The sequence below is a fragment of the Imperialibacter roseus genome, from assembly GCF_032999765.1.
In the GTDB taxonomy this organism is placed as follows: Bacteria; Bacteroidota; Bacteroidia; order Cytophagales; family Cyclobacteriaceae; genus Imperialibacter; species Imperialibacter roseus.
Map to the genome: position 1 here is coordinate 782,456 of NZ_CP136051.1, position 18,867 is coordinate 801,322.

Below are 18,867 nucleotides of genomic sequence, written 5' to 3' on the forward strand. Positions count from 1 at the left end.
TTTTATAGCTGCCTCATCCATTTTTCACCTCCTCTACCTTCTTTTTGTATTTATCCAGACAAATGTCTTCTAATACCTCGAATTGCTTGAACAATTCTTTGTCGATTATTCGGCCGTAAATGCTTCTGTCGATACTTTTCAATGCTGTCTGAAGCTGTGCATTCTCTTCGCCTTTCAGTATCTCTTTTGTGGTCAGTTTGGTGTAGGGAATCTTTTCAAGCGATTCCAGATACGTCTTCCACAGTATAAGGGTTATTTCGGCATCCCTGATATCGCTTTCGATGCGAATCGCTCTCAACTGCTCAGTATAGCTATTGGAGAACTTCTCATATTTCTTGCGCATCCGGTACAGGGTGATCTTTTTCCTCACCGTTTTTCCAAAAACAAGGAAAAGAGTGATAGCAATGATGAGAAAGAGAATCCCACCAATAACGAGGTAGGGATAGTTGAAAGCGAAATCCAGCGGACTGTAGCCCACAGTTTCTTTTAATTTGGCATCCTGTGGAATTTCGTCCAGCAAACCATCAATAAACAGTGAATCGACATTCGACATCACCTTCAGGCTGTCTTTTTCTCTTAAGCGAAACACCGGTAGCTGAAGGCTTTGGTAGGGCTCCAGCTCAAAAGTGGAAAGCTCATAAATGACGCTATCCACCACTGAACCATCCCTCAGTTTGGAAGGAAAAAACGTTTGTTTGTTGAATTCGAACGGAGTAAAACGATGCGTAGAATCGGGAAAAAGCACTTTGATGCTGCCGGGATACTCCGCTACAAGCACATAGCTGGCAGGGCTACCCAGCTTCACGCTGTCTTCCAGAAAATATCCCTTAACATTCACCGACTGGCTATGCAATGCGCCCCAACTGAGCAGCCATGCAGCCATGAAACAAACCGTTGTTTTACCCACTTTTCCTGACTTTATTTCTCACTCTAAACAAACGGATCAATTTTGGCACGTATTCTTCTTCGGTACTTATAGAAAGGTAGTTGGCCTGATTCTTCTTGCACAACTTCTCAAGATCATACTGATTTCCCTGATAGATGGTTTCCACTTTTTTACGAAAGGCAGGGGCGGAAGTGTTCACCCAAATCGTTTTTTTGCTTTCCTTGTCATACAATGGCACTATACCCAATCTTGGGAAATGTGTTTCTCTCCTGTCGCTCAGGTGGATCACCACAAGGTCGTGTTTTTTTGCTAAAGCCTTAATGCCCTGTTGATAGTCATCGTCTACAAAATCGGAAATCATAATGATCACGCTTTTGCGATGGATCATGTTCATGGCGCTTCTTATGCCCAGGTTTAGATTAGTACCTGTTGACGATGGTTTCAGATTAAACAAGCTATCTATAATTTGATAGGCGTGTCTCAGCCCTTTGGCCGGCTTGATGTATTTTTCTTTCTTGTCAGAATAGCACAGCACACCAACCTGGCTGCCCTCCTTAATGGCTGAAAGCGCCAAAAGCCCACAGAGCTCTTTTCCAATATCTATTTTCTGCTGCCCGTCGGCTCCAATTTCCTGCGAGGCACTTACGTCAAGAATGAAGAAGACCGTCTGCTCCTTTTCCTCCTTGAACGTTTTCACAAAGGTGCCGTGCCCTTTGGCGGTCACATTCCAGTCTATGGTTCTGATATCATCTCCGTACTGGTATTGACGCACGTCGTCAAACTCCAGACCGGAGCCTTTAAAGATCGAATGAAAATCTCCCTGCATTTGTGAGGTGATTGCCTTCCTGATCTCAATCTCATATCTTCGCAGCTTCTTGAGGAAATCCTTCATCACTCTTGGTTTGGGGTTTAAAGTTAGAATTTATTTAGCTAAATTTTGTCGGTGAAAAATGTTTTTTGGAGCCTTGGTGGCCTTTTCTTGATATCCCTCTTTGGATGTAGCAACAAAGAAGAAATTCCTGCTGGTATCGTTGCGCCTCAACGAATGATCAGCATCCTTACCGATATACATCAGTTGGAAACAGAGGTAGCCTCACTAAAGTTAACCTACGACTCCTCTACAGCTCTTTACAAGCAGCAGCAGCAACTTTTGTTTGATAAGCACAACGTGTCGGATTCGGTTTATACACATAGCTTTGAGTATTACCTTGAGCATGTGGAAATGCTGGATAAAATTTATGCGGCTGTAGTGGATAGTCTCTCAGTGAGACGCAACATGGGTCCTCGAAAAGAGCCTGAAGAATCAGGGGAGTCGCTATGAGGGTTTTTCCTGATACCTTCGAGGCCAAAACCGGCTTCGATAAAATCCGTGAAATGGTGGCCGCCAAATGCCTTAGCAGCCTCGGCACAAGGCATGTGGAGAAGATGAAGCCTTCAGACGACTTGAAGTACCTGAAAAGGCTTTTGATTCAAACTGAGGAGCTTAGACGGTTATTTGCGGCAGGTAACAGACTGCCCGACGCCAACTACATTGATCCGGCGGAACAGCTTGCCAAAATGAAGGTTAGCGGTACTTACCTGGAGGAAGAAGAAGCCTACGACCTTAAACGGTCACTCAGCACCATTATTCAACTTCAGTCTGTGCTGACAAAACATGCCGAAGAGTGCCCGACGCTGCACGGGTTATCAGGGATGGTAGATCTTCCCACCGATATTATTAAATGGTTTGAGGCTATTATTGATGACACAGGAAAGCTGAGAGCCAACGCCTCCAAAGAGCTTATGCAAATAAGGGCCTCAATGGTCAGCGAGCATTCCTCGCTGAGGAGGGTAATGGATCACATAAGCAAAGACGCACAAAAACAGGGGTGGTCGCCCGACGATGGTTCCATTGCCGTAAGGGGCGGGCGTTTGGTTATTCCGGTGCTGGCAGAACACAAGCGCAAGCTGAAAGGATTTATTCATGATGAGTCAGCAACAGGACAAACTGTGTTTATGGAGCCGGCCGAGGCCCTGGAGATCAACAACCGTATAAGGGAGCTGGAGCTGGAAGAAAGAAGGGAAATCATCCGAATTCTTAGAAATTTCACTGATCAATTAAGGCCTCATATTCCTGCGCTGGAAAAAGCTTACCATTTTCTTGGTGCGATTGACTTTATACGGGCGAAGGCTTTGCTTGCCATCGAAATCAATGGCTTGCTGCCTGTCATAGACGAAAATCCGGTCATTGTTTGGCACAAGGCGGTTCATCCTCTTCTTTATCTTTTGCACAAAAAGGCCCAAAAGCCTATTGTTCCTCTGGATATTGAGCTTGATGCAGAAAGGCGCATTCTGATTATTTCGGGGCCAAATGCCGGCGGCAAGTCGGTGTGCCTGAAAACCGTCGTCTTATTGCAATACATGCTACAGTGCGGTCTCTTGGTACCCGTTAGAGACGACTCGGTCATGGGGGTTTTCAATAAGATCTTCATCGATATGGGCGATGAACAGTCGCTGGAAAATGACCTAAGTACCTACAGTTCTCACCTCACTTCGATGCGTTTTTTCCTCGAAAATGCAGGAGGGAAGACATTGTTTCTGATTGATGAGTTTGGCGCTGGCACCGAGCCGCAGTTTGGTGGAGCTATTGCGGAGGGCGTGCTGGAGCAATTGTACAAAAAGCAATCCTTTGGAGTGATTACTACGCATTATGGCAATCTGAAGAGTATGGCTGAGAAGAATGCAGGCATCATCAACGGGGCTATGAGATACGATGTAAATCAGTTGAAGCCTTTGTATGAACTGGAAGTGGGACGACCAGGGAGCTCTTTCGCCTTGGAAATGGCCGCAAATATTGGGCTGTCAAATGCGGTGATCGAAAGGGCGAAAGGCCTTGTTGGGCATTCGCAGGTGAAGTTTGAAACGCTCATCAACGAGTTGGAAGCCGCTAAAAATGATTTTCAAACCAGGTACGAGAGTGTTAACCGAAAGGACACTGAGCTTGAAAAAATACTCAAAGACTACCAGGACCTGAAAGCTCATTTGGATGCAGAAAAGAGCAAGATTATTAAGGAAGCCAAGCAGGAAGCCAAGCGAATTGTACTCGACGCCAATAAAGCGGTAGAAAATACTATCAGGGAGATAAAAGAAAACAAGGCCGAAAAGGAAAAGACAAAAGAAGTGCGCCAAAAGCTCACAGATATACAAGTTTCGCTGACTGAGGAAGTGGAGGAGAAAAAGCCTGTATGGACAACTGTGGCTGGCGAGATAAAAGTAGGCGACAAGGTCAGGATGGCCGGGCAGGAGTCGGCTGGTGAAGTGGTCTCCATTCGGGGAAAGAAAGCAGAAGTGCTCATGGGAGAGCTAAAATCTCACATTGCACTCAACCGTCTTGAAAAAGTAAAATCGTCGTCCCAGGGGAAAAAGAGCTTGAAGCGGGAGAGCGTAGGTGGCGTCTTTAAGGGGATCGACATGAACCAAAGAAGGGCCGACTTTTCCCCCAATCTTGACCTCAGAGGAAAGAGAGCCGAAGAAGCTATTCAGTTAGTTGACGATTTTATAGATAGTTCAGTGCTTTTCAGCATGCACGAGGTGAGGATCGTACATGGCAAGGGCGACGGCATTCTCAGAGAAGTGATCAGGCGCTACCTGAGTGGCAATAAGTTCATTGAGCGGATGGCCGACGAACATGTGGAGAGAGGCGGTAGTGGGGTCACAGTCATCAGCTTCAGACAATAAAAAAAGGCCCGTTCAGGGCCTTTGTATTAGTTGTATCTGAGATCGATATTAGTTAGGGAATTCAAACACCCAGGTACCGGCTACACCTTGCATACGGCCTGCACCAGTATCTTCGATAGTGAATGTCAGACTAAGCTTGGTAGACGTTACCGAAGCAGCCATAGTGACACCATCGCTTCTCACAATTTTGCTAATGTCTTTCTCTCCGGCTGTTGCGCCGTCACCAAATGACCAGGTACCGCTTGCTGGCCAAACTACGTCAACATTGGGTACTTCTGAGGTTGCTGGTTGCCCAGTAGCAGTGTAGCTCCCACTGTTGCCAGAACCGGTAAACTTCAGCTTGAAGTTGTCCCACTCGGTGGCTGCTACACCATCTTGCTTGACCGCCCCGGCCGCTACTGTCCATTCTGTTCCTCCGTTGAGGAGCAGTGCGAGACGCTCGGCTACGGGATCCGGCTCTGTTGTTCCCGGGTCGTCCTTGCCTCCGCAACTGATAAAAATAATCAATGCGAAAATTGTTGTTGCTGTGAATAGATTAGATAGTTTGTTCATGTGGATTTAGTTATAACTAAAAATTAACCTTTTTCAAAAATAGCAGAAATTGAAAATTATACCTAATTACGCTTTAAAAAATTCAAATAGGAATAATCCAATGTTTCACTTGAATTCTTCAATTGAAATAGTGTTTCTACACATTTCATATTCATAGGACTGGTTGGAACAAATCACCACCAACCGATCCTGTAGCACAGAATTCAAACGTTCCAAATACCAATTTATTCCATTGGTGTCCAAATTACTTGTGGGCTCATCGAGGATAAGAAGCGGTGTGGCACTCAAAAAACTGAGAGCTAGCTTGAACCGCTGTTTCATGCCAGACGAAAGATGCTTCACTTGTTTCTGTGCCGAGTCTTCCAGCCATGCGAAGGGTAGGACGTCCTCTTTCGACTTGCCAATTTCCAGGCTTTTAAGGCTGAAATGGAAGTTGACCATTTCGGATAGTGTGAATTCCTCAATGAGCTCCAGATAGGGTGCAGCCAGCGACGTATGCCTGTAAACCAGGTGCTCATCGAGTACTTTACCGTCAATAGAGTGTTTTACTGTTCCTTCAGAAGGAATTAACTGCCCGCTCAGAACGGCTGCCAGCGTGGATTTTCCACTTCCATTTCTTCCTGTAATGGCGTAGGAGGAGCCTTTTTTAAAAGTATAGCTCAAATTCTTGAAAATCCACTCACGCAAATAGCGCTTGCCGGCATTTTCGAGCACAATCTCCATGTCAGACGGCAAAACCCTTCATTATCCCTCTTTCCGATGACCTGATAAAGTCAACAATCTGATCTCTTTCGTCGGAGTGAGGAGTTTCGGCAAGGATCAGTTCAATGGCTTTGGAGTGATTGAGGCCTCTGAAATAGATATAGCGATAGATGTCCTGTATTTCGTTGATTTTTTCGTTACTGAACCCTCTTCTGCGAAGACCTACAGAGTTAATGCCGCAAAAGCTTAAAGGCTCTCTACCAGCAGTGGTAAATGGAGGGATGTCCTTTCTTACAAGTGAACCACCCGACACCATTACGTGGGAGCCGATTCTGGAAAACTGGTGAACGGCTGTGGTTCCACTGATAATGGCCCAGTCATCAATCACCACATGTCCGGCTATTTGCACTGAGTTGCCAAGAATACAGTTATTGCCGATAGTGCAATCGTGGGCTACGTGGGCATAAGCCATGATCAGGCAGTCGCTGCCCACAACAGTCTTAAGTTTGTCGGAAGTACCACGGCTAATGGTGACAAATTCACGTATGGACGTGCCGTCGCCTATAAAAGTCTCCGTTGACTCCCCTTTGAATTTAAGATCCTGAGGGATGGTAGAAATAGAGGCGCCGTTGAATATTTTTACGTTTTTGCCGATGCGGGCACCTTCGTAAATTACCGCATGCGAGCCAATCCAGGTGCCTTCGCCAATCTCCACATTGTGATGGATCACAGCGAAGGGCTCAATGGTTACATTGGGCCCTACCTTGGCTTCAGGATGAACATATGCTAGCGGATGGATCATACGTCTTTTCTAACTATGCTGGCGGTCATTGCACCTTCACAAACCAGGTTGGAACCAACATAGGCCTCGCCTCTCATTTTGGCAATTCCTCTTTTGATAGGTGCCAAAAGCTCACAACGAATTACCAGGGTGTCGCCGGGAAGCACCATTTTTCGAAACCTGAACCCCTCAATTCCCAGGAAGTAGGTCCAGTAGTTTTCGGGGTCTGGCACAGTGTTCAGTACCAATATACCGCCTATTTGTGCCATTGCCTCTACCTGAAGTACCCCGGGCATTACCGGATTGCCAGGAAAATGACCCTGGAAGAAAGGCTCGTTGTAGGTTACATTTTTCACACCCGCTACCCACTTCTCATCCAAATGAAATATTTTGTCGATCAAAAGGAAGGGATACCGATGCGGAAGTATGTTAGTAATCTTATTGATGTCTAATACAGGAGGTATTTTTGGGTCGTAGTAAGGTACGCCGTCGTTGGTAGAGCTCTGCATTACTTTCTTGAGCTTCTTTGCAAAAGCTACATTGGCAGCGTGACCTGGTCTGGCAGCCAAAATCTGGGCCTTAATAGGACGGCCAACAAGGGCAAGATCTCCCATTACATCCAGCAATTTGTGTCTGGCGGGCTCGTTTTTGTACCGTAAATCGACGTTATTGAGGATGCCTTCTTTCTTCACTTGTACCTTGGGCTTGCCAAGAAGCTTCGCAAGGCTGTCCAGTTCGTGTTCTTCAACTACCCTGTCTACTACCACAATAGCATTGCTGAGGTCGCCACCTTTGATGAGGTTGTTTTTATGCAGCGTTTCAAGTTCATGCAAAAAGCAAAAGGTGCGGCACGATGCAATCTCTGTGGCAAACTCGCCTACATTCGTCAATGTAGCATGCTGGCTTCCCAGCACTGGCGAGTTGTAGTCAACCATTACAGTCACCCTGTAGTCGTCCAGCGGGAGGGCAGCAATTTCTATTTCATTGGTTTTGTCTCTGTAGAAGATGCTTTCCGGCACCTCGAAAAAGTTTCGTTGAGCATTTTGCTCTTCAACTCCTACTCTTTGAATCGCTTCTACAAACAGCAACGCACTTCCGTCCATAATCGGCACTTCCGGGCCGTCAAGCTGGATCAACACATTGTCTATTTCCAAGCCCACCAAAGCAGCTAAAGCATGTTCGGTTGTACTCACCCTGGCGCCGTTTTGTTCCAGGGTAGTGCCACGGGAAACATCCACCACTAAGTCCGCATCGGCATCGATAGTTGGTTGATCTTCAAGGTCTACCCTTTGAAACTTTATGCCATGGTTGGGTGGAGCTGGCACAAACGTCATTGTGGTATGGACGCCTGTGTGTAAGCCTACGCCTGAAACGGTTACTTTCTCTTTTACGGTTTGCTGCCTAATGTTCATCGTCTGTCTTTAGCGACGTCAAATTTATAATTTTTTCTTCAAGTTCTCTGATCTTCTGGTTTAGTTCAGGAAGTCTTTTGAAAAGCATGGCGGACTTCATGTACTGCAAATGATCAAATGCCGGGCTCCCAAAAAGGATTTTTCCTTCTTCCTTGATAGACTTGTTGATGCCCGACTGTGCGGCGATTTTAGTGCGTGCTCCAAGCTGGATGTGTCCTGCAAGCCCCACCTGCCCGCCAATCATGCTGTATTCGCCAACTTTCGAAGACCCCGAAATACCTGTTTGAGAAGCGATGACTGTGTGCTTCCCTATTTCCACATTATGCCCGATTTGAACAAGGTTATCGAGCTTCACGCCCTCCCTGATGATCGTTGAATCAAAAGTGGCGCAGTCAATGGTGGTGTTGGCACCAATGCTTACATGGTCTTCCAGCACCACATTCCCCACTTGCGGAATTGTTTTGTAGCTACCATCGGCTTGAGGAGCAAATCCAAACCCATCGCTACCAATGACAGCACCGGAATGTATCGTGCAGTAATTCCCAATTTTCGTTCTGGAGTAAATTTTTACGCCTGCGTATATAATGGTGTTGTTGCCAATGGTTACATCGTCGCCTATGTAGGTATTTGGATAAATTTTTACATTGTCACCAAGCCTGACATTTTTTCCAACATAAGAGAAGGCCCCTCTGTAGGTGTTTTTTCCCTCGGTGGCCGTATCAGCGAAAAAGCATGGTTGCTCAACCCCCGATTTTTGAAAGCTGACCAATTTATGGTACTCTTCCAGTAGTGCTGTAAAACTTAAATATGGATCGTCGACAAGGATTAGACCGGCCGAAATTTCGCCTTTCGGTTTAAAGCCTTTGCTGACGATCACAGCCGATGCTGTGGTCTTGTAGATGAAAGGCTCGTATTTAGGATTAGACAAAAAGGTAATTGCCCCTTCGCCACCCTCTTCAATTTTGCCTACTCTGTTTACTTTTACTTGACCGTTGCCTTTTAGCTCGCCATTAAGAATGTGAGCGATTTGTGCCAGGGTAAATTCCATGCGAAATGGGCCTCAAATTTCTGTGCTACAAAGATACAATTTTGGGCCAGCATAGATAGTGTTTAGTTACGATTTTGCTCATGGCCTTGATGTTTGGGAGGTCCGACGCAGTGGCAACATCGACAATTTGCCCTGCTTTGGTTAAAATATTGATGGTTTGCCCTTCAGCGATATACGCTTTGTTGCTGATGCTTCCCTTGCCGATAAAGTAGTTGGCTTCGTCCTCGCTTACACCGAGTTGAGATTGAATTTTCGTCTTCAGCCCTTCCGCTACCGACGCCTCAATTTTATCATTTGACATCACAATCTGAAATAGCTTGCGTTGCAGCAGCATGGTGGAGAGCATGCTCAGCACCTTGTCGTCATAACTGGTCCAGAATTTCACAGAGCCCCAAATGTCGTAGTCGTCGAGTGATGCAAAAACATCAAGTAGCTCGGGGTCGTCCTGAAGATCCTTTAGGGAGATGTTTCTTTCAAGAAAAATGCTGAAAGCTGGCGTGGCTTTGATAGATGTGCCGTTTTGCACCAGCCACTTGGCTCGTTTAATGAGCTGAATCATCATTTTCTCTGAAGCCACTGAGGTTTTGTGAAGATATACCTGCCAGTACATGAGCCGCCGGGCACTCAGAAAATTTTCGATACTGTAAATGCCTTTTTCTTCCACTACCAACTGTCCGTCCCGTATGTCGAGCATCTTTATGATGCGGTCCGCACCAATGGTGCCTTCGGAAACCCCCGTGAAAAAGCTATCTCTTTTCAGGTAGTCGAGCCGATCTATATCAAGTTGGCTTGAAACCAGTTGGTTGAAAAAGGTACGATGATATTTATTTTTGAAAATATCGAAGGCAAGAGTAAGCTTTCCCTCGAAATACTCGTTAAGCTTACTGATAAGGAGTACAGATATATGCTCGTGACCTATTCCATTCATCAAGCTGAACTCCAGGGTATGTGAAAATGGGCCGTGGCCGATATCATGAAGTAGAATGGCAATGAGTGCCGCTTCGTATTCTTCCGGAGAAATTTCGTGACCTTTGCTCCTCAGGTTGTCGAGGGTAATTGTCATTAAATGCATAGCCCCCAGCGCATGATGAAACCTGGTATGAAGTGCTCCCGGGTAAACAAAGTCGCTCAACCCGAGCTGTTTGATTCTTCTTAACCGCTGAAAGTAAGGGTGTTGGATAATATCAAAAATCAGATCGCTTTGTATGGTGATAAAACCGTATACCGGATCGTTTATTATTTTCTTTTTGTTCAAACTAGTTGTACTGAATTTTGGGTGTAAATTGATCACTCAGCTTCTTAAAGTAAAGCCACTATGCAAAAATATTCCATTCTTTGGGCCGATGACGAAATAGACCTGCTTAAACCTCACATCTTATTTCTTGAAAGCAAGGGATACAAAGTCACACCGGTGATTAGTGGTGCAGATGCGTTGGATCAATGCGATCATAATGATTTTGATATTGTCTTCCTCGATGAAAACATGCCTGGAATGACAGGGCTGGAAACGTTGAGCTATATTAAATCGACTCATCCAAGTCTTCCTGTGGTGATGATTACCAAGAGTGAAGAGGAAGAGATCATGGAGGGAGCGATAGGAGCAAAAATCGCCGACTATCTTATCAAGCCACTTAATCCGAATCAAATCCTTCTGTCTGTCAAGAAAATCCTCGATAACCGCAGGCTGGTGAGCGAGCATACTAACCAAAGTTATCAGCAGGACTTTCGGAACATAAGTATGGCTTTCAGTGAGCACATGGACTACGAGGAGTGGGTGGAGGTGTACAAGAAGCTGGTGTATTGGGAGCTGGAAATAGAAAATACAGAGGATAAAAGCATGGCTGAGGTGCTCGAAATGCAAAAAGCAGAAGCGAGCAAAAACTTCACTAAGTTCATAGCCGACTATTATAAGGACTGGCTTAACGATCCGGAGTCCAAAAAACCAATGCTTTCACATCAGCTGATGAAGAAAAAGGTATTTCCTCAGCTGAAAGAAAATGACCCGTTGTTTTTTATAGTGATAGACAACCTAAGGTATGACCAATGGGAGATATTAGAACCTGTCATTTCTCAATACTTTAATATTAAAGAGAAGGAAACTTATTTTTCTATCCTTCCCACAACCACAGCCTATGCCCGCAATGCGATATTTTCTGGTATGCTGCCGAGTGAAATGGAAAAACATCATCCTGATCTTTGGGTGGGCGAGGATACCGACGATGGCAAAAACAACCATGAAGAAGACTTTCTGAAGCGGCAAATTCAGCGCAACAGATTAAATATCAAGTCATCATATCACAAGATAATCCATGTAAATCAGGGCAAGCATTTGTTGGATAATTTCAACAACCTGATGAATAACGACCTTAATGTGATCGTTTATAATTTTGTGGACATGTTGTCGCACGCCCGCACTGACCTGGAAATGATCCGGGAACTGGCTCCGGATGAGGCCGCCTACCGCTCGATTACCAAATCGTGGTTCGAACACTCGCCGCTTTTGGATGCGTTAAAAAAGATATCTGAAAAGAAGTGCAGGACAATTATCACAACCGACCACGGCACGGTCAGGGTGAAAAGGCCTTTCAAGATTGTCGGTGATAAAAACACCAATACCAATTTGCGCTACAAACAAGGCAAGAATCTTGGGTACGACGGGCAGGATGTGTTTGTCGCCAAAAAGCCTGAAGAGATGTTCCTGCCAAAGGTGAATGTTTCTACTTCCTACGTTTTTGCTGTGGAGGATTATTTCTTCGCTTATCCCAACAACTACAACTATTATGTCAATTTTTATAAGGACACCTTCCAGCATGGCGGTGTTTCCCTCGAAGAGATGATCATTCCTATTATTTACCTGACACCCAAGGGAGGCTGAGTTGACTACAGAATTGTTTTGTGAGGATATTGCCCAGCTTCCGGAAATTGCCAGTCAAATAATTGGACAGGCGGGCGAAGGCAAGGTGTGGATTTTTGAAGGTGAGCTGGGTGCTGGCAAGACCACGCTGATTAAGGAGCTTTGCGAGCAACTGGAGGTGGTTGACAATGTGAGTAGCCCCACTTTTTCGATCGTGAATGAGTACGAAACCACTGAAGGGGAGACTATTTATCATTTTGATTTTTACCGGATCAAGTCTGAGGCGGAGGCAGCTGATATTGGTGTAGATGAGTATTTTTATTCGGGAAATTATTGTTTCATCGAGTGGCCTTCTAAAATTCCCTCGTTGCTGCCCGAAGAATACCTCAAAATTACCCTTATCTTAGTGTCAGAAAACCAACGGAAGATTTTGCTCGAGAGATATGGCTGACAAGTACCGAAAGGAAGTGGAGGAACTAGCGAAAGAACAATCCCTGTATCCGCAGGAATCACTTCTGAAGGTAAGAGAGGGGGATAAATCGCTTTTTATCGGCATTCCCCGTGAGCGGTCACTTCAGGAGAACAGGGTAGCGCTGAAGCCATCTTCAGTAGCCGTTTTAGTGGCGGGAGGTCACGAGGTTTGGGTAGAGACGGGCGCCGGAAAAGCGGCTAAATTCCTTGATAAAGACTATAGCGAGGCTGGAGCAAAGATTGTCTATTCTGCCAAAGAAGTCTATTCTGCCGATATCATGCTCAAAGTGGAGCCACCCATGTCGGAGGAGATTAGCTACATGAAAAGTGGCCAAACGCTGTTTTCTGCCATTCAGACAGGGCGTCAATCGGCTCACTTCATCAATGCACTCAACGAAAAGAAAGTAACTGCCCTGGCCTACGAGCTAATTGAAGACAAGGTAGGCGGACTGCCGTTGGTAAGAGCTATGAGTGAAATTGCAGGCAGCACAGTCATGCTCATAGCAGCGGAATACCTCAGTAATGTGAATGGAGGGCAGGGAGTAGTTGTGGGGGGTATTACTGGCGTGCCACCAACGCAGGTAGTTATCCTTGGGTCGGGAACAGTAGCGGAGCATGCTGCGAGGGCCGCACTCGGTCTTGGAGCGGATATTCAAATTTTCGATAACCACATTTATAAATTACGGCGTGTAAAACATGCCCTTGGTCAGCAGGTGTATACGTCTACCCTCGATCATACCACTTTGCTGACGGCTCTGAAAAATGCCGATGTGGTCATTGGCGCTATGAGGGTGGAAAAGGGGAGAAACAAATGTGTAGTGACAGAGGAAATGGTGATGGAAATGAAACAAGATTCTATCATCATTGACGTCACCATTGATCAGGGGGGCTGCATTGAAACAGCCGAATTAACAACTCACAACGATCCGGTTTTTAGAAAACATGGTGTTATTCACTACTGTGTACCCAATATCGCTTCCAGAGTGGCCAGAACCGCCTCAACAGCGCTTAGCAACATATTCACTCCGGTGCTGATGCAAATAGCAGAAGTGGGGAGCGTTGGCGATATGATATTTACTCACAAGTGGTTCATGAAAGGCGTATATACTTTCAAAGGAAGCCTTACCAACCCTCATCTCGCCCGCAAGTTCAATCTTAAGTACAAAGATTTGAATTTGTTAATGGCGGCGAGGTTCTGACAGTGTACTGCCTGAACTCACCCTGCCTGCTCGTAGGCTTCTTTCAACCATCCTATAGTTTCAGCGGAGATTTCTCCGGCAGACTCAAGTTTGATTTTGTGCGAACACATGGAATTAGCCGAGGTGATTTTTTCCAAAACGCCACTTGATTCGTCTCCTTTCAAGTTGACCCCAATTTCGAAGCGGGTTTTAGTAGCGGGTGTGAGCATAGCAAACTGCTTTTTGCGTCGCAGGCTCACGTAGGCCTTTTTCGGCGCTACTTCCACGTCGACGCCAAATTTCTTTATTTCCACCATCAGCTGATCGTAAATGGGCTTTAAAGCCTCTTTGCCTTTATATTGTTCTGTAATCAGGTCGGCGAGGTTGGCTGCTGAGCCCGCATCGGATCCCTTCGCCTTGTGAGCCACCAAATTGGCGTACCCGTGTGTGAGGCCGTGCATTTCCTTCAAAAGCTTGATTATTTCACCATGTTTCGAAAGGTCGCTGCTTTTTACTAGTGCTATCCATTCATCCAGCGACTTTCCGGAGTTTTTCTCCAGGTTGTCGATCATAGTTTGTGCTGCCTGATCCATTGATCTTTCCGGTTTGGTACACTTCCAATATAAGAAGGCTGAATAAAAGATGGTAAACCCAACAACCGAAGCCGCAAAAATGCCGCCTCAAACCTGATATTTGGCAGCTTGACGTTTCTAATGTCGTCAACTACAGGTAACCGGACTGACCTTAAGCCATACAAGATAGCCGTTTGTCAATCTTTTAGGTGGTTCTTATAATTTTCCTGGGTCGCTCTATTTGTGCTGTATTAAATTAGGTATCTTCGGCTTGACGAAATATTCTTTGGCGTTCACAACACAATGCCGTTGATCTTCGTTAAAATATACAATTCGACGATGAAGTTGACAAGGACACTATTTGCTGTTACGCTTTGCTTCTGGGGGCTGTTGTCCGTCAGTGGTTTTTCGTTGCCCCACCACGGAGGTTCCAAAGTTGACAATGCTGTCCATCTTAAAAGCCAAATTCTCCACTCTCTCGATCTGCAGAGTGTACTGGCCGGAGAGGAAGTTGAAGATGATATCAGATCCAAAAATCATTTCCCTCATTTCGTTGGTCTGGTTGGACGTTTTGTTAGCGTCAGCGAATCGGTATCGCCCGAAGATCGAAGAAATCTCCCTCCTTCAAATACGTTAAAGGTATTTTCACTCTACCATCAGTTTTTTTAAAGCAGCTTTTTGATACCGGTCTCCGGCTTGATCCTGCCCTGCACTACTGGTGCCAGGGAGATAGTTTTTTTCACATCTGATCATTCTCAAAAAGTTATTGCAATGAAGACAATAGAAATATTGGTCGCTTTGGCCATTTTGCTCCCAATCGTGCTTTTCTATATAAAGAAAAAGCTTAGTTCCAGAAGAACCCCACCTGATTATTTAAAAAAGATAAGCCAGGAAAATGAGCTGGATATCACTGATTTCGAGGATCTGCCCGGAAAGTTTCTGGTGATGGATACTCTACACAAAAAACTCCTTTTTAGCCGGTATGCCAGCTCCAAAGTGCAGTCGCTGGTGATTGATCTCAGCCGCATACTTAGTTGCCGGATGGAAAAGGAAGTGATTATTACCTCCGGTCATGCCCATATAGAAAAGATAGGCCTGGTGTTCAAACACAAGTTTCACAAAGGTGAAGAGGATATTCACATTCCTCTTTACGATAGCCATAAGGATGGAATGGACGAGGCCTTTCACTACTATGAAATAGCCAAAGGGTGGGTGAAAAGAGTAGAGCAAGGTCTTGACAGGCAAGTGCAAGTCAATTGAGTGATAGGTTAACGTACACCCTTTCGGACTTTTCGAAAGGGTGTATTTCTAGCTAGCTTTTTATCGTTAGCTGATCTATGATTACCTTTAAACCATGAAAAATTTCCCCCGCTCAATACAAGGACTTGCGGCTATATTATTGATTTTTGCATCATCAGTTCTTTTTGAAGGTTGCAGGGCTTCTCAGTTTAAAACCCAGAAAGCCCGCACAATTAAAAAAGGAAAACCTATACCTTGCCCGCTCAAGGACTGCTAATATTCAATAACTGATATTTGATGCAAAAAATAGTAATTGCTATCGATGGTTACTCGGGTTGCGGAAAAAGCACAACAGCACGAGCCGTTGCTGGTCTTTTGGGTTACATCTACATAGACACAGGTGCCATGTACAGATCGGTTACTTTGTATTTTATTGACAACCATGTTTCGCTTACTGACCCCAGGGCGGTTTCGAAGGCGCTTGAACAAATTGATATAACATTTCATTACAATGCTACAAAGAAGGTAAATGAAGTGTATTTGAATGGGTTGAACGTAGAAAAAGAAATACGGGGAATGGATGTATCACAAAAGGTAAGCGATGTAAGTGCCATTAAGGAAGTAAGGCATGCTTTGGTAGCCCAGCAAAGAAAAATGGGCAAGAGCAAAGGGGTAGTGATGGATGGAAGAGATATTGGTACGGTGGTATTTCCTGATGCAGACCTTAAAATATTTATGACAGCCGACCTGTATGTGCGTGCTGAGAGGCGTCAGAAGGAGTTATTAGGCAAAGGCCAGCTCGTAGAGTTGGAGGAAGTGATTGAAAACCTGCGATCCCGAGACGAAATAGACACCTCCAGAAAAGAGAGTCCCTTAAAGAAGGCAGCAAATGCTATTGAAATTGACACCACACATATTACCTTTGAGGAACAAATAGAGCTCATTACCAACCTGGCCACGAGCAAATTAATTTCCGGAGTTGATCGAAACAAGAACTAAAAGCTTGTGTCAAAATTTTGAAATCGATCAACGAAGCAAGTAGGGCAGGAAAAAGCGTTATGAACATTACTATCGACAAAAATTCTGGGTATTGTTTCGGAGTTGAATTTGCCATTAAAATGGCAGAGGATGAAATGGAAGACAATGGTCAGTTATATTGCCTGGGCGACATCGTTCACAACGACATGGAAGTCAGGCGCCTTTACCAGAAAGGTCTCCGGATTATCAGCCGGGACGACCTGAAAAACCTCCACAATACAAGGGTGCTGATTAGAGCACACGGCGAGCCGCCGGAAACGTATCAATTGGCTCTTGAAAACAATATTGAACTAATAGACGCCTCTTGCCCGGTTGTGTTGAAACTCCAGAATAGAGTGAAGCACGCCTACGACAATATGAAAAAAGTGGAGGGGCAGATTGTCATTTATGGCAAGGAGGGGCATGCAGAGGTAATTGGGCTTGCCGGGCAAACCAGAGAAGAGGCTGTTATTATTATGACAGACCAGGATTTGGATAAGCTCGACTATTCCAGGCCAATCACGCTCTTTAGCCAAACTACCAAGTCAACAAAGGGCTTTTATCATATCAAAGCGCTCATTGAAGACCGAATTCGTGAGAATAAGGGTGAGCTGCGAATTCAGGATTTCGATGCCAACGATAGCATTTGCCGCCAGGTGTCGAACAGAGAGCCTCAAATGAGGAAGTTTTCGGAAGAGCAGGATGTGGTGTTGTTTGTTGCCGGAAAAAAGAGTTCAAATGGACGGGCTTTGTACGAAGTATGCCTTTCCATCAATCCAAGAAGTTACTTTATTGAGAGCGAAGAGGAGCTGGACTTGAACTGGCTTGTCGATGCTGAAAATATAGGTATTTGTGGAGCTACGTCCACTCCCATGTGGTTAATGGAGCGGGTAGCAGAATTCATCAAGGAAAAAAGTCCTAGTGAACCAACAATTGCTTAAATGTGCTGTTTATGTAAGTGAAAATGAGGGTGGTAAAAAACCTTCACACGAATAATTTCACTTACCTTTTAGTTGAGTTAAATTTTATTAATTTTGCCACGTTTTAAAGGATTTCGGTCTATTTTACCTATTGAAAATGTCTAAATTCGTAAAGCTCAAAAAAGGGTTTAATATCAATCTCGCAGGCAAGGCCGAGGAAAAAATTGGTGAAATTCAACAACCTGAGACTTTCGCAGTCAAACCAACCGACTTTCAGAGAATTACTCGCCCCAAACTACTGGTGGAAGAAGGAGCCAGCGTGAAGGCTGGTACACCCCTGTTTTTCGACAGGCTTCAGGAAAACGTAATGTACACTTCGCCTGTTAGCGGGGAGGTAGTTGAAATAAAGCGGGGTGAGAAAAGAAAGCTTCTTGAGATCAAAATCCTTGCGGATAAGAAAATAACACACGAGCAGTTTACCAAGTTCACGGTATCCGAAATGAGCTCTCTTACAAAGGAAACAGCTACGGAGCTCCTGACTAAGAGTGGTGTTTGGCCAAATATAGTTCAGCGCCCCTTCGGAAGTATAGCCGACCCAACTGCCACACCAAAGGCTATATTTATTTCAGCATTTGACACAAACCCCCTTTCTCCTAATTATGGCATCTTGTTTAAGGGGCAAGATCAATACTTTCAGGCTGGTATAGATGTCCTTAAGAAATTCACACCAGGCGTTGTACATGTTAACACCAATGCCGACGCTGAAGTGCTTCCCATGTTTGCTCATGTGAAAGGTGCCGAAGTCAATAAGTTTTCCGGTCCGAATCCTGCTGGCAATGTAGGCGTTCAAATCCACCACCTTGATCCAATTAATAAAGGAGACCTTGTTTGGACTGTTTCGCCTTTTGGTGTTATCCAGATAGGGAAGTTGTTCCTTGAAGGTATATACGATGCTTCTAAAGTGATAGCAGTTTGTGGTTCTGAGGTGAGCAATCCACAGTACTACAGCACATACTCCGGAGCCAATGTAGGTAGGTTCATAGAAGGCAATCTTAAATCGGATCACGTTAGGGTAATTTCAGGGAACGTGCTTTCAGGCGAAGCAGTTGGAAAAGACGGCTTCCTGGGATTCTTTGCCAACCAGGTAACTGTTATTCCAGAAGGAGATAAGGAAGAGTTTTTGGGTTGGATACTACCAACTTTCAATAAGCTAAGCTTTCAAAGAGCATTTGGTCTGTTTGCCAATACAAAAAGAGAGTTTGTATTAGATACAAATACACATGGTGAGCAACGCTCATTCGTTCAATCGGGCAACCTCGAAAAGGTGCTGCCAATGGATATTTATGTTACCTACCTCATGAAGGCAATTTTGGCTGAGGATTATGATGACATGGAAGCTTTGGGTATTTACGAGGTTATCGAAGAAGACTTGGCACTTTGCGAATTCGTCGATGTTTCGAAAAATGATATTCAGAAAATACTAAGACAAGGACTTGACTTAATTCAATATAGCTAATC

The 18,867-nt window shown here is 44.9% G+C and carries 19 protein-coding genes; 9 read left to right on the forward strand and 10 right to left on the reverse strand.

The features are described from left to right. Nucleotides 1-13: 13 nt before the first annotated feature. Nucleotides 14-883 carry a hypothetical protein gene (locus RT717_RS03290; RefSeq protein ID WP_317490316.1) on the reverse strand — a complete coding sequence of 290 codons (870 nt, stop codon included), beginning with the start codon at nucleotides 881-883 and terminating at the stop codon, nucleotides 14-16. 16 nt (nucleotides 884-899) lie between these two features. Then, complete coding sequence (locus RT717_RS03295; RefSeq protein ID WP_317490317.1) at nucleotides 900-1,778, reverse strand: DUF58 domain-containing protein; 879 nt, start codon at nucleotides 1,776-1,778, stop codon at nucleotides 900-902. 51 nt (nucleotides 1,779-1,829) lie between these two features. Here RT717_RS03295 and RT717_RS03300 point away from each other — a divergent pair, with 51 nt between their 5' ends. Beyond that, on the forward strand, nucleotides 1,830-2,207 hold the full coding sequence (locus RT717_RS03300; RefSeq protein WP_317490318.1) for a DUF4296 domain-containing protein: 378 nt from the start codon (nucleotides 1,830-1,832) through the stop codon (nucleotides 2,205-2,207). Continuing rightward, nucleotides 2,204-4,603, forward strand: a complete 2,400-nt coding sequence (locus RT717_RS03305; RefSeq protein WP_317490319.1) for an endonuclease MutS2 — start codon at nucleotides 2,204-2,206, stop codon at nucleotides 4,601-4,603. The genes RT717_RS03300 and RT717_RS03305 overlap by 4 nt, the downstream gene beginning before the upstream one ends. Before the next feature lie 48 nt (nucleotides 4,604-4,651). Here the strand turns inward: RT717_RS03305 and RT717_RS03310 are convergent, their stop codons facing one another. The 6 genes from RT717_RS03310 to RT717_RS03335 form a co-directional block, all read right to left on the reverse strand. Continuing rightward, entirely contained in the window at nucleotides 4,652-5,155 is a 504-nt protein-coding gene (locus RT717_RS03310) for a hypothetical protein (RefSeq protein WP_317490320.1), read from the reverse strand. Between the two features lie 105 nt (nucleotides 5,156-5,260). After that, nucleotides 5,261-5,890 (reverse strand): ABC transporter ATP-binding protein, encoded by a 630-nt coding sequence (locus RT717_RS03315; RefSeq protein ID WP_317490321.1) that lies wholly within the window; start codon nucleotides 5,888-5,890, stop codon nucleotides 5,261-5,263. Continuing rightward, complete coding sequence (lpxA, locus tag RT717_RS03320; RefSeq protein WP_317490322.1) at nucleotides 5,880-6,659, reverse strand: acyl-ACP--UDP-N-acetylglucosamine O-acyltransferase; 780 nt, start codon at nucleotides 6,657-6,659, stop codon at nucleotides 5,880-5,882. Before lpxA ends, RT717_RS03315 begins: the two co-directional genes overlap by 11 nt. Further along, nucleotides 6,656-8,050 (reverse strand): bifunctional UDP-3-O-[3-hydroxymyristoyl] N-acetylglucosamine deacetylase/3-hydroxyacyl-ACP dehydratase, encoded by a 1,395-nt coding sequence (locus RT717_RS03325; RefSeq protein WP_151998717.1) that lies wholly within the window; start codon nucleotides 8,048-8,050, stop codon nucleotides 6,656-6,658. The genes lpxA and RT717_RS03325 overlap by 4 nt, the downstream gene beginning before the upstream one ends. Next, nucleotides 8,040-9,098: a UDP-3-O-(3-hydroxymyristoyl)glucosamine N-acyltransferase gene (gene lpxD, locus RT717_RS03330; protein ID WP_317490323.1), complete on the reverse strand. Its 1,059-nt coding sequence runs from the start codon at nucleotides 9,096-9,098 to the stop codon at nucleotides 8,040-8,042. Before lpxD ends, RT717_RS03325 begins: the two co-directional genes overlap by 11 nt. A gap of 25 nt (nucleotides 9,099-9,123) precedes the next feature. Then, nucleotides 9,124-10,353 carry an HD domain-containing protein gene (locus tag RT717_RS03335; protein WP_317490324.1) on the reverse strand — a complete coding sequence of 410 codons (1,230 nt, stop codon included), beginning with the start codon at nucleotides 10,351-10,353 and terminating at the stop codon, nucleotides 9,124-9,126. A gap of 60 nt (nucleotides 10,354-10,413) precedes the next feature. Here RT717_RS03335 and porX point away from each other — a divergent pair, with 60 nt between their 5' ends. From porX to RT717_RS03350, 3 genes are read left to right on the forward strand one after another with little or no spacing between them, the layout of a single operon-like run. Further along, nucleotides 10,414-11,973, forward strand: coding sequence for a T9SS response regulator signal transducer PorX (gene porX, locus RT717_RS03340; protein WP_151998714.1), 1,560 nt, complete (start codon nucleotides 10,414-10,416; stop codon nucleotides 11,971-11,973). A gap of 1 nt (nucleotide 11,974) precedes the next feature. Then, nucleotides 11,975-12,403, forward strand: coding sequence for a tRNA (adenosine(37)-N6)-threonylcarbamoyltransferase complex ATPase subunit type 1 TsaE (gene tsaE / locus RT717_RS03345; protein ID WP_317490325.1), 429 nt, complete (start codon nucleotides 11,975-11,977; stop codon nucleotides 12,401-12,403). After that, a complete protein-coding gene (locus RT717_RS03350; protein WP_317490326.1) occupies nucleotides 12,396-13,622 on the forward strand; it encodes an alanine dehydrogenase in 1,227 nt (408 codons plus the stop codon). The genes tsaE and RT717_RS03350 overlap by 8 nt, the downstream gene beginning before the upstream one ends. Before the next feature lie 17 nt (nucleotides 13,623-13,639). Here the strand turns inward: RT717_RS03350 and RT717_RS03355 are convergent, their stop codons facing one another. Beyond that, nucleotides 13,640-14,194, reverse strand: coding sequence for a DUF4287 domain-containing protein (locus RT717_RS03355; protein ID WP_317490327.1), 555 nt, complete (start codon nucleotides 14,192-14,194; stop codon nucleotides 13,640-13,642). Nucleotides 14,195-14,530: 336 nt separating this feature from the next. Continuing rightward, on the reverse strand, nucleotides 14,531-14,722 hold the full coding sequence (locus RT717_RS03360; protein ID WP_317490328.1) for a hypothetical protein: 192 nt from the start codon (nucleotides 14,720-14,722) through the stop codon (nucleotides 14,531-14,533). A 222-nt stretch (nucleotides 14,723-14,944) separates the two neighbouring features. Here RT717_RS03360 and RT717_RS03365 point away from each other — a divergent pair, with 222 nt between their 5' ends. The 4 genes from RT717_RS03365 to RT717_RS03380 all read left to right on the forward strand — a co-directional run bounded on the left by RT717_RS03365 (nucleotide 14,945) and on the right by RT717_RS03380 (nucleotide 18,865). After that, nucleotides 14,945-15,433 (forward strand): hypothetical protein, encoded by a 489-nt coding sequence (locus tag RT717_RS03365; RefSeq protein ID WP_317490329.1) that lies wholly within the window; start codon nucleotides 14,945-14,947, stop codon nucleotides 15,431-15,433. Nucleotides 15,434-15,709: 276 nt separating this feature from the next. Continuing rightward, nucleotides 15,710-16,411 (forward strand): (d)CMP kinase, encoded by a 702-nt coding sequence (gene cmk / locus RT717_RS03370; protein ID WP_152000428.1) that lies wholly within the window; start codon nucleotides 15,710-15,712, stop codon nucleotides 16,409-16,411. Between the two features lie 59 nt (nucleotides 16,412-16,470). Continuing rightward, on the forward strand, nucleotides 16,471-17,370 hold the full coding sequence (locus RT717_RS03375) for a 4-hydroxy-3-methylbut-2-enyl diphosphate reductase (protein WP_317490330.1): 900 nt from the start codon (nucleotides 16,471-16,473) through the stop codon (nucleotides 17,368-17,370). Nucleotides 17,371-17,506: 136 nt separating this feature from the next. Then, the gene (locus RT717_RS03380) at nucleotides 17,507-18,865 is read left to right on the forward strand and encodes a Na(+)-translocating NADH-quinone reductase subunit A (RefSeq protein ID WP_317490331.1); all 1,359 of its coding nucleotides are present in this window, start codon (nucleotides 17,507-17,509) and stop codon (nucleotides 18,863-18,865) included. Nucleotides 18,866-18,867: the final 2 nt, after the last annotated feature.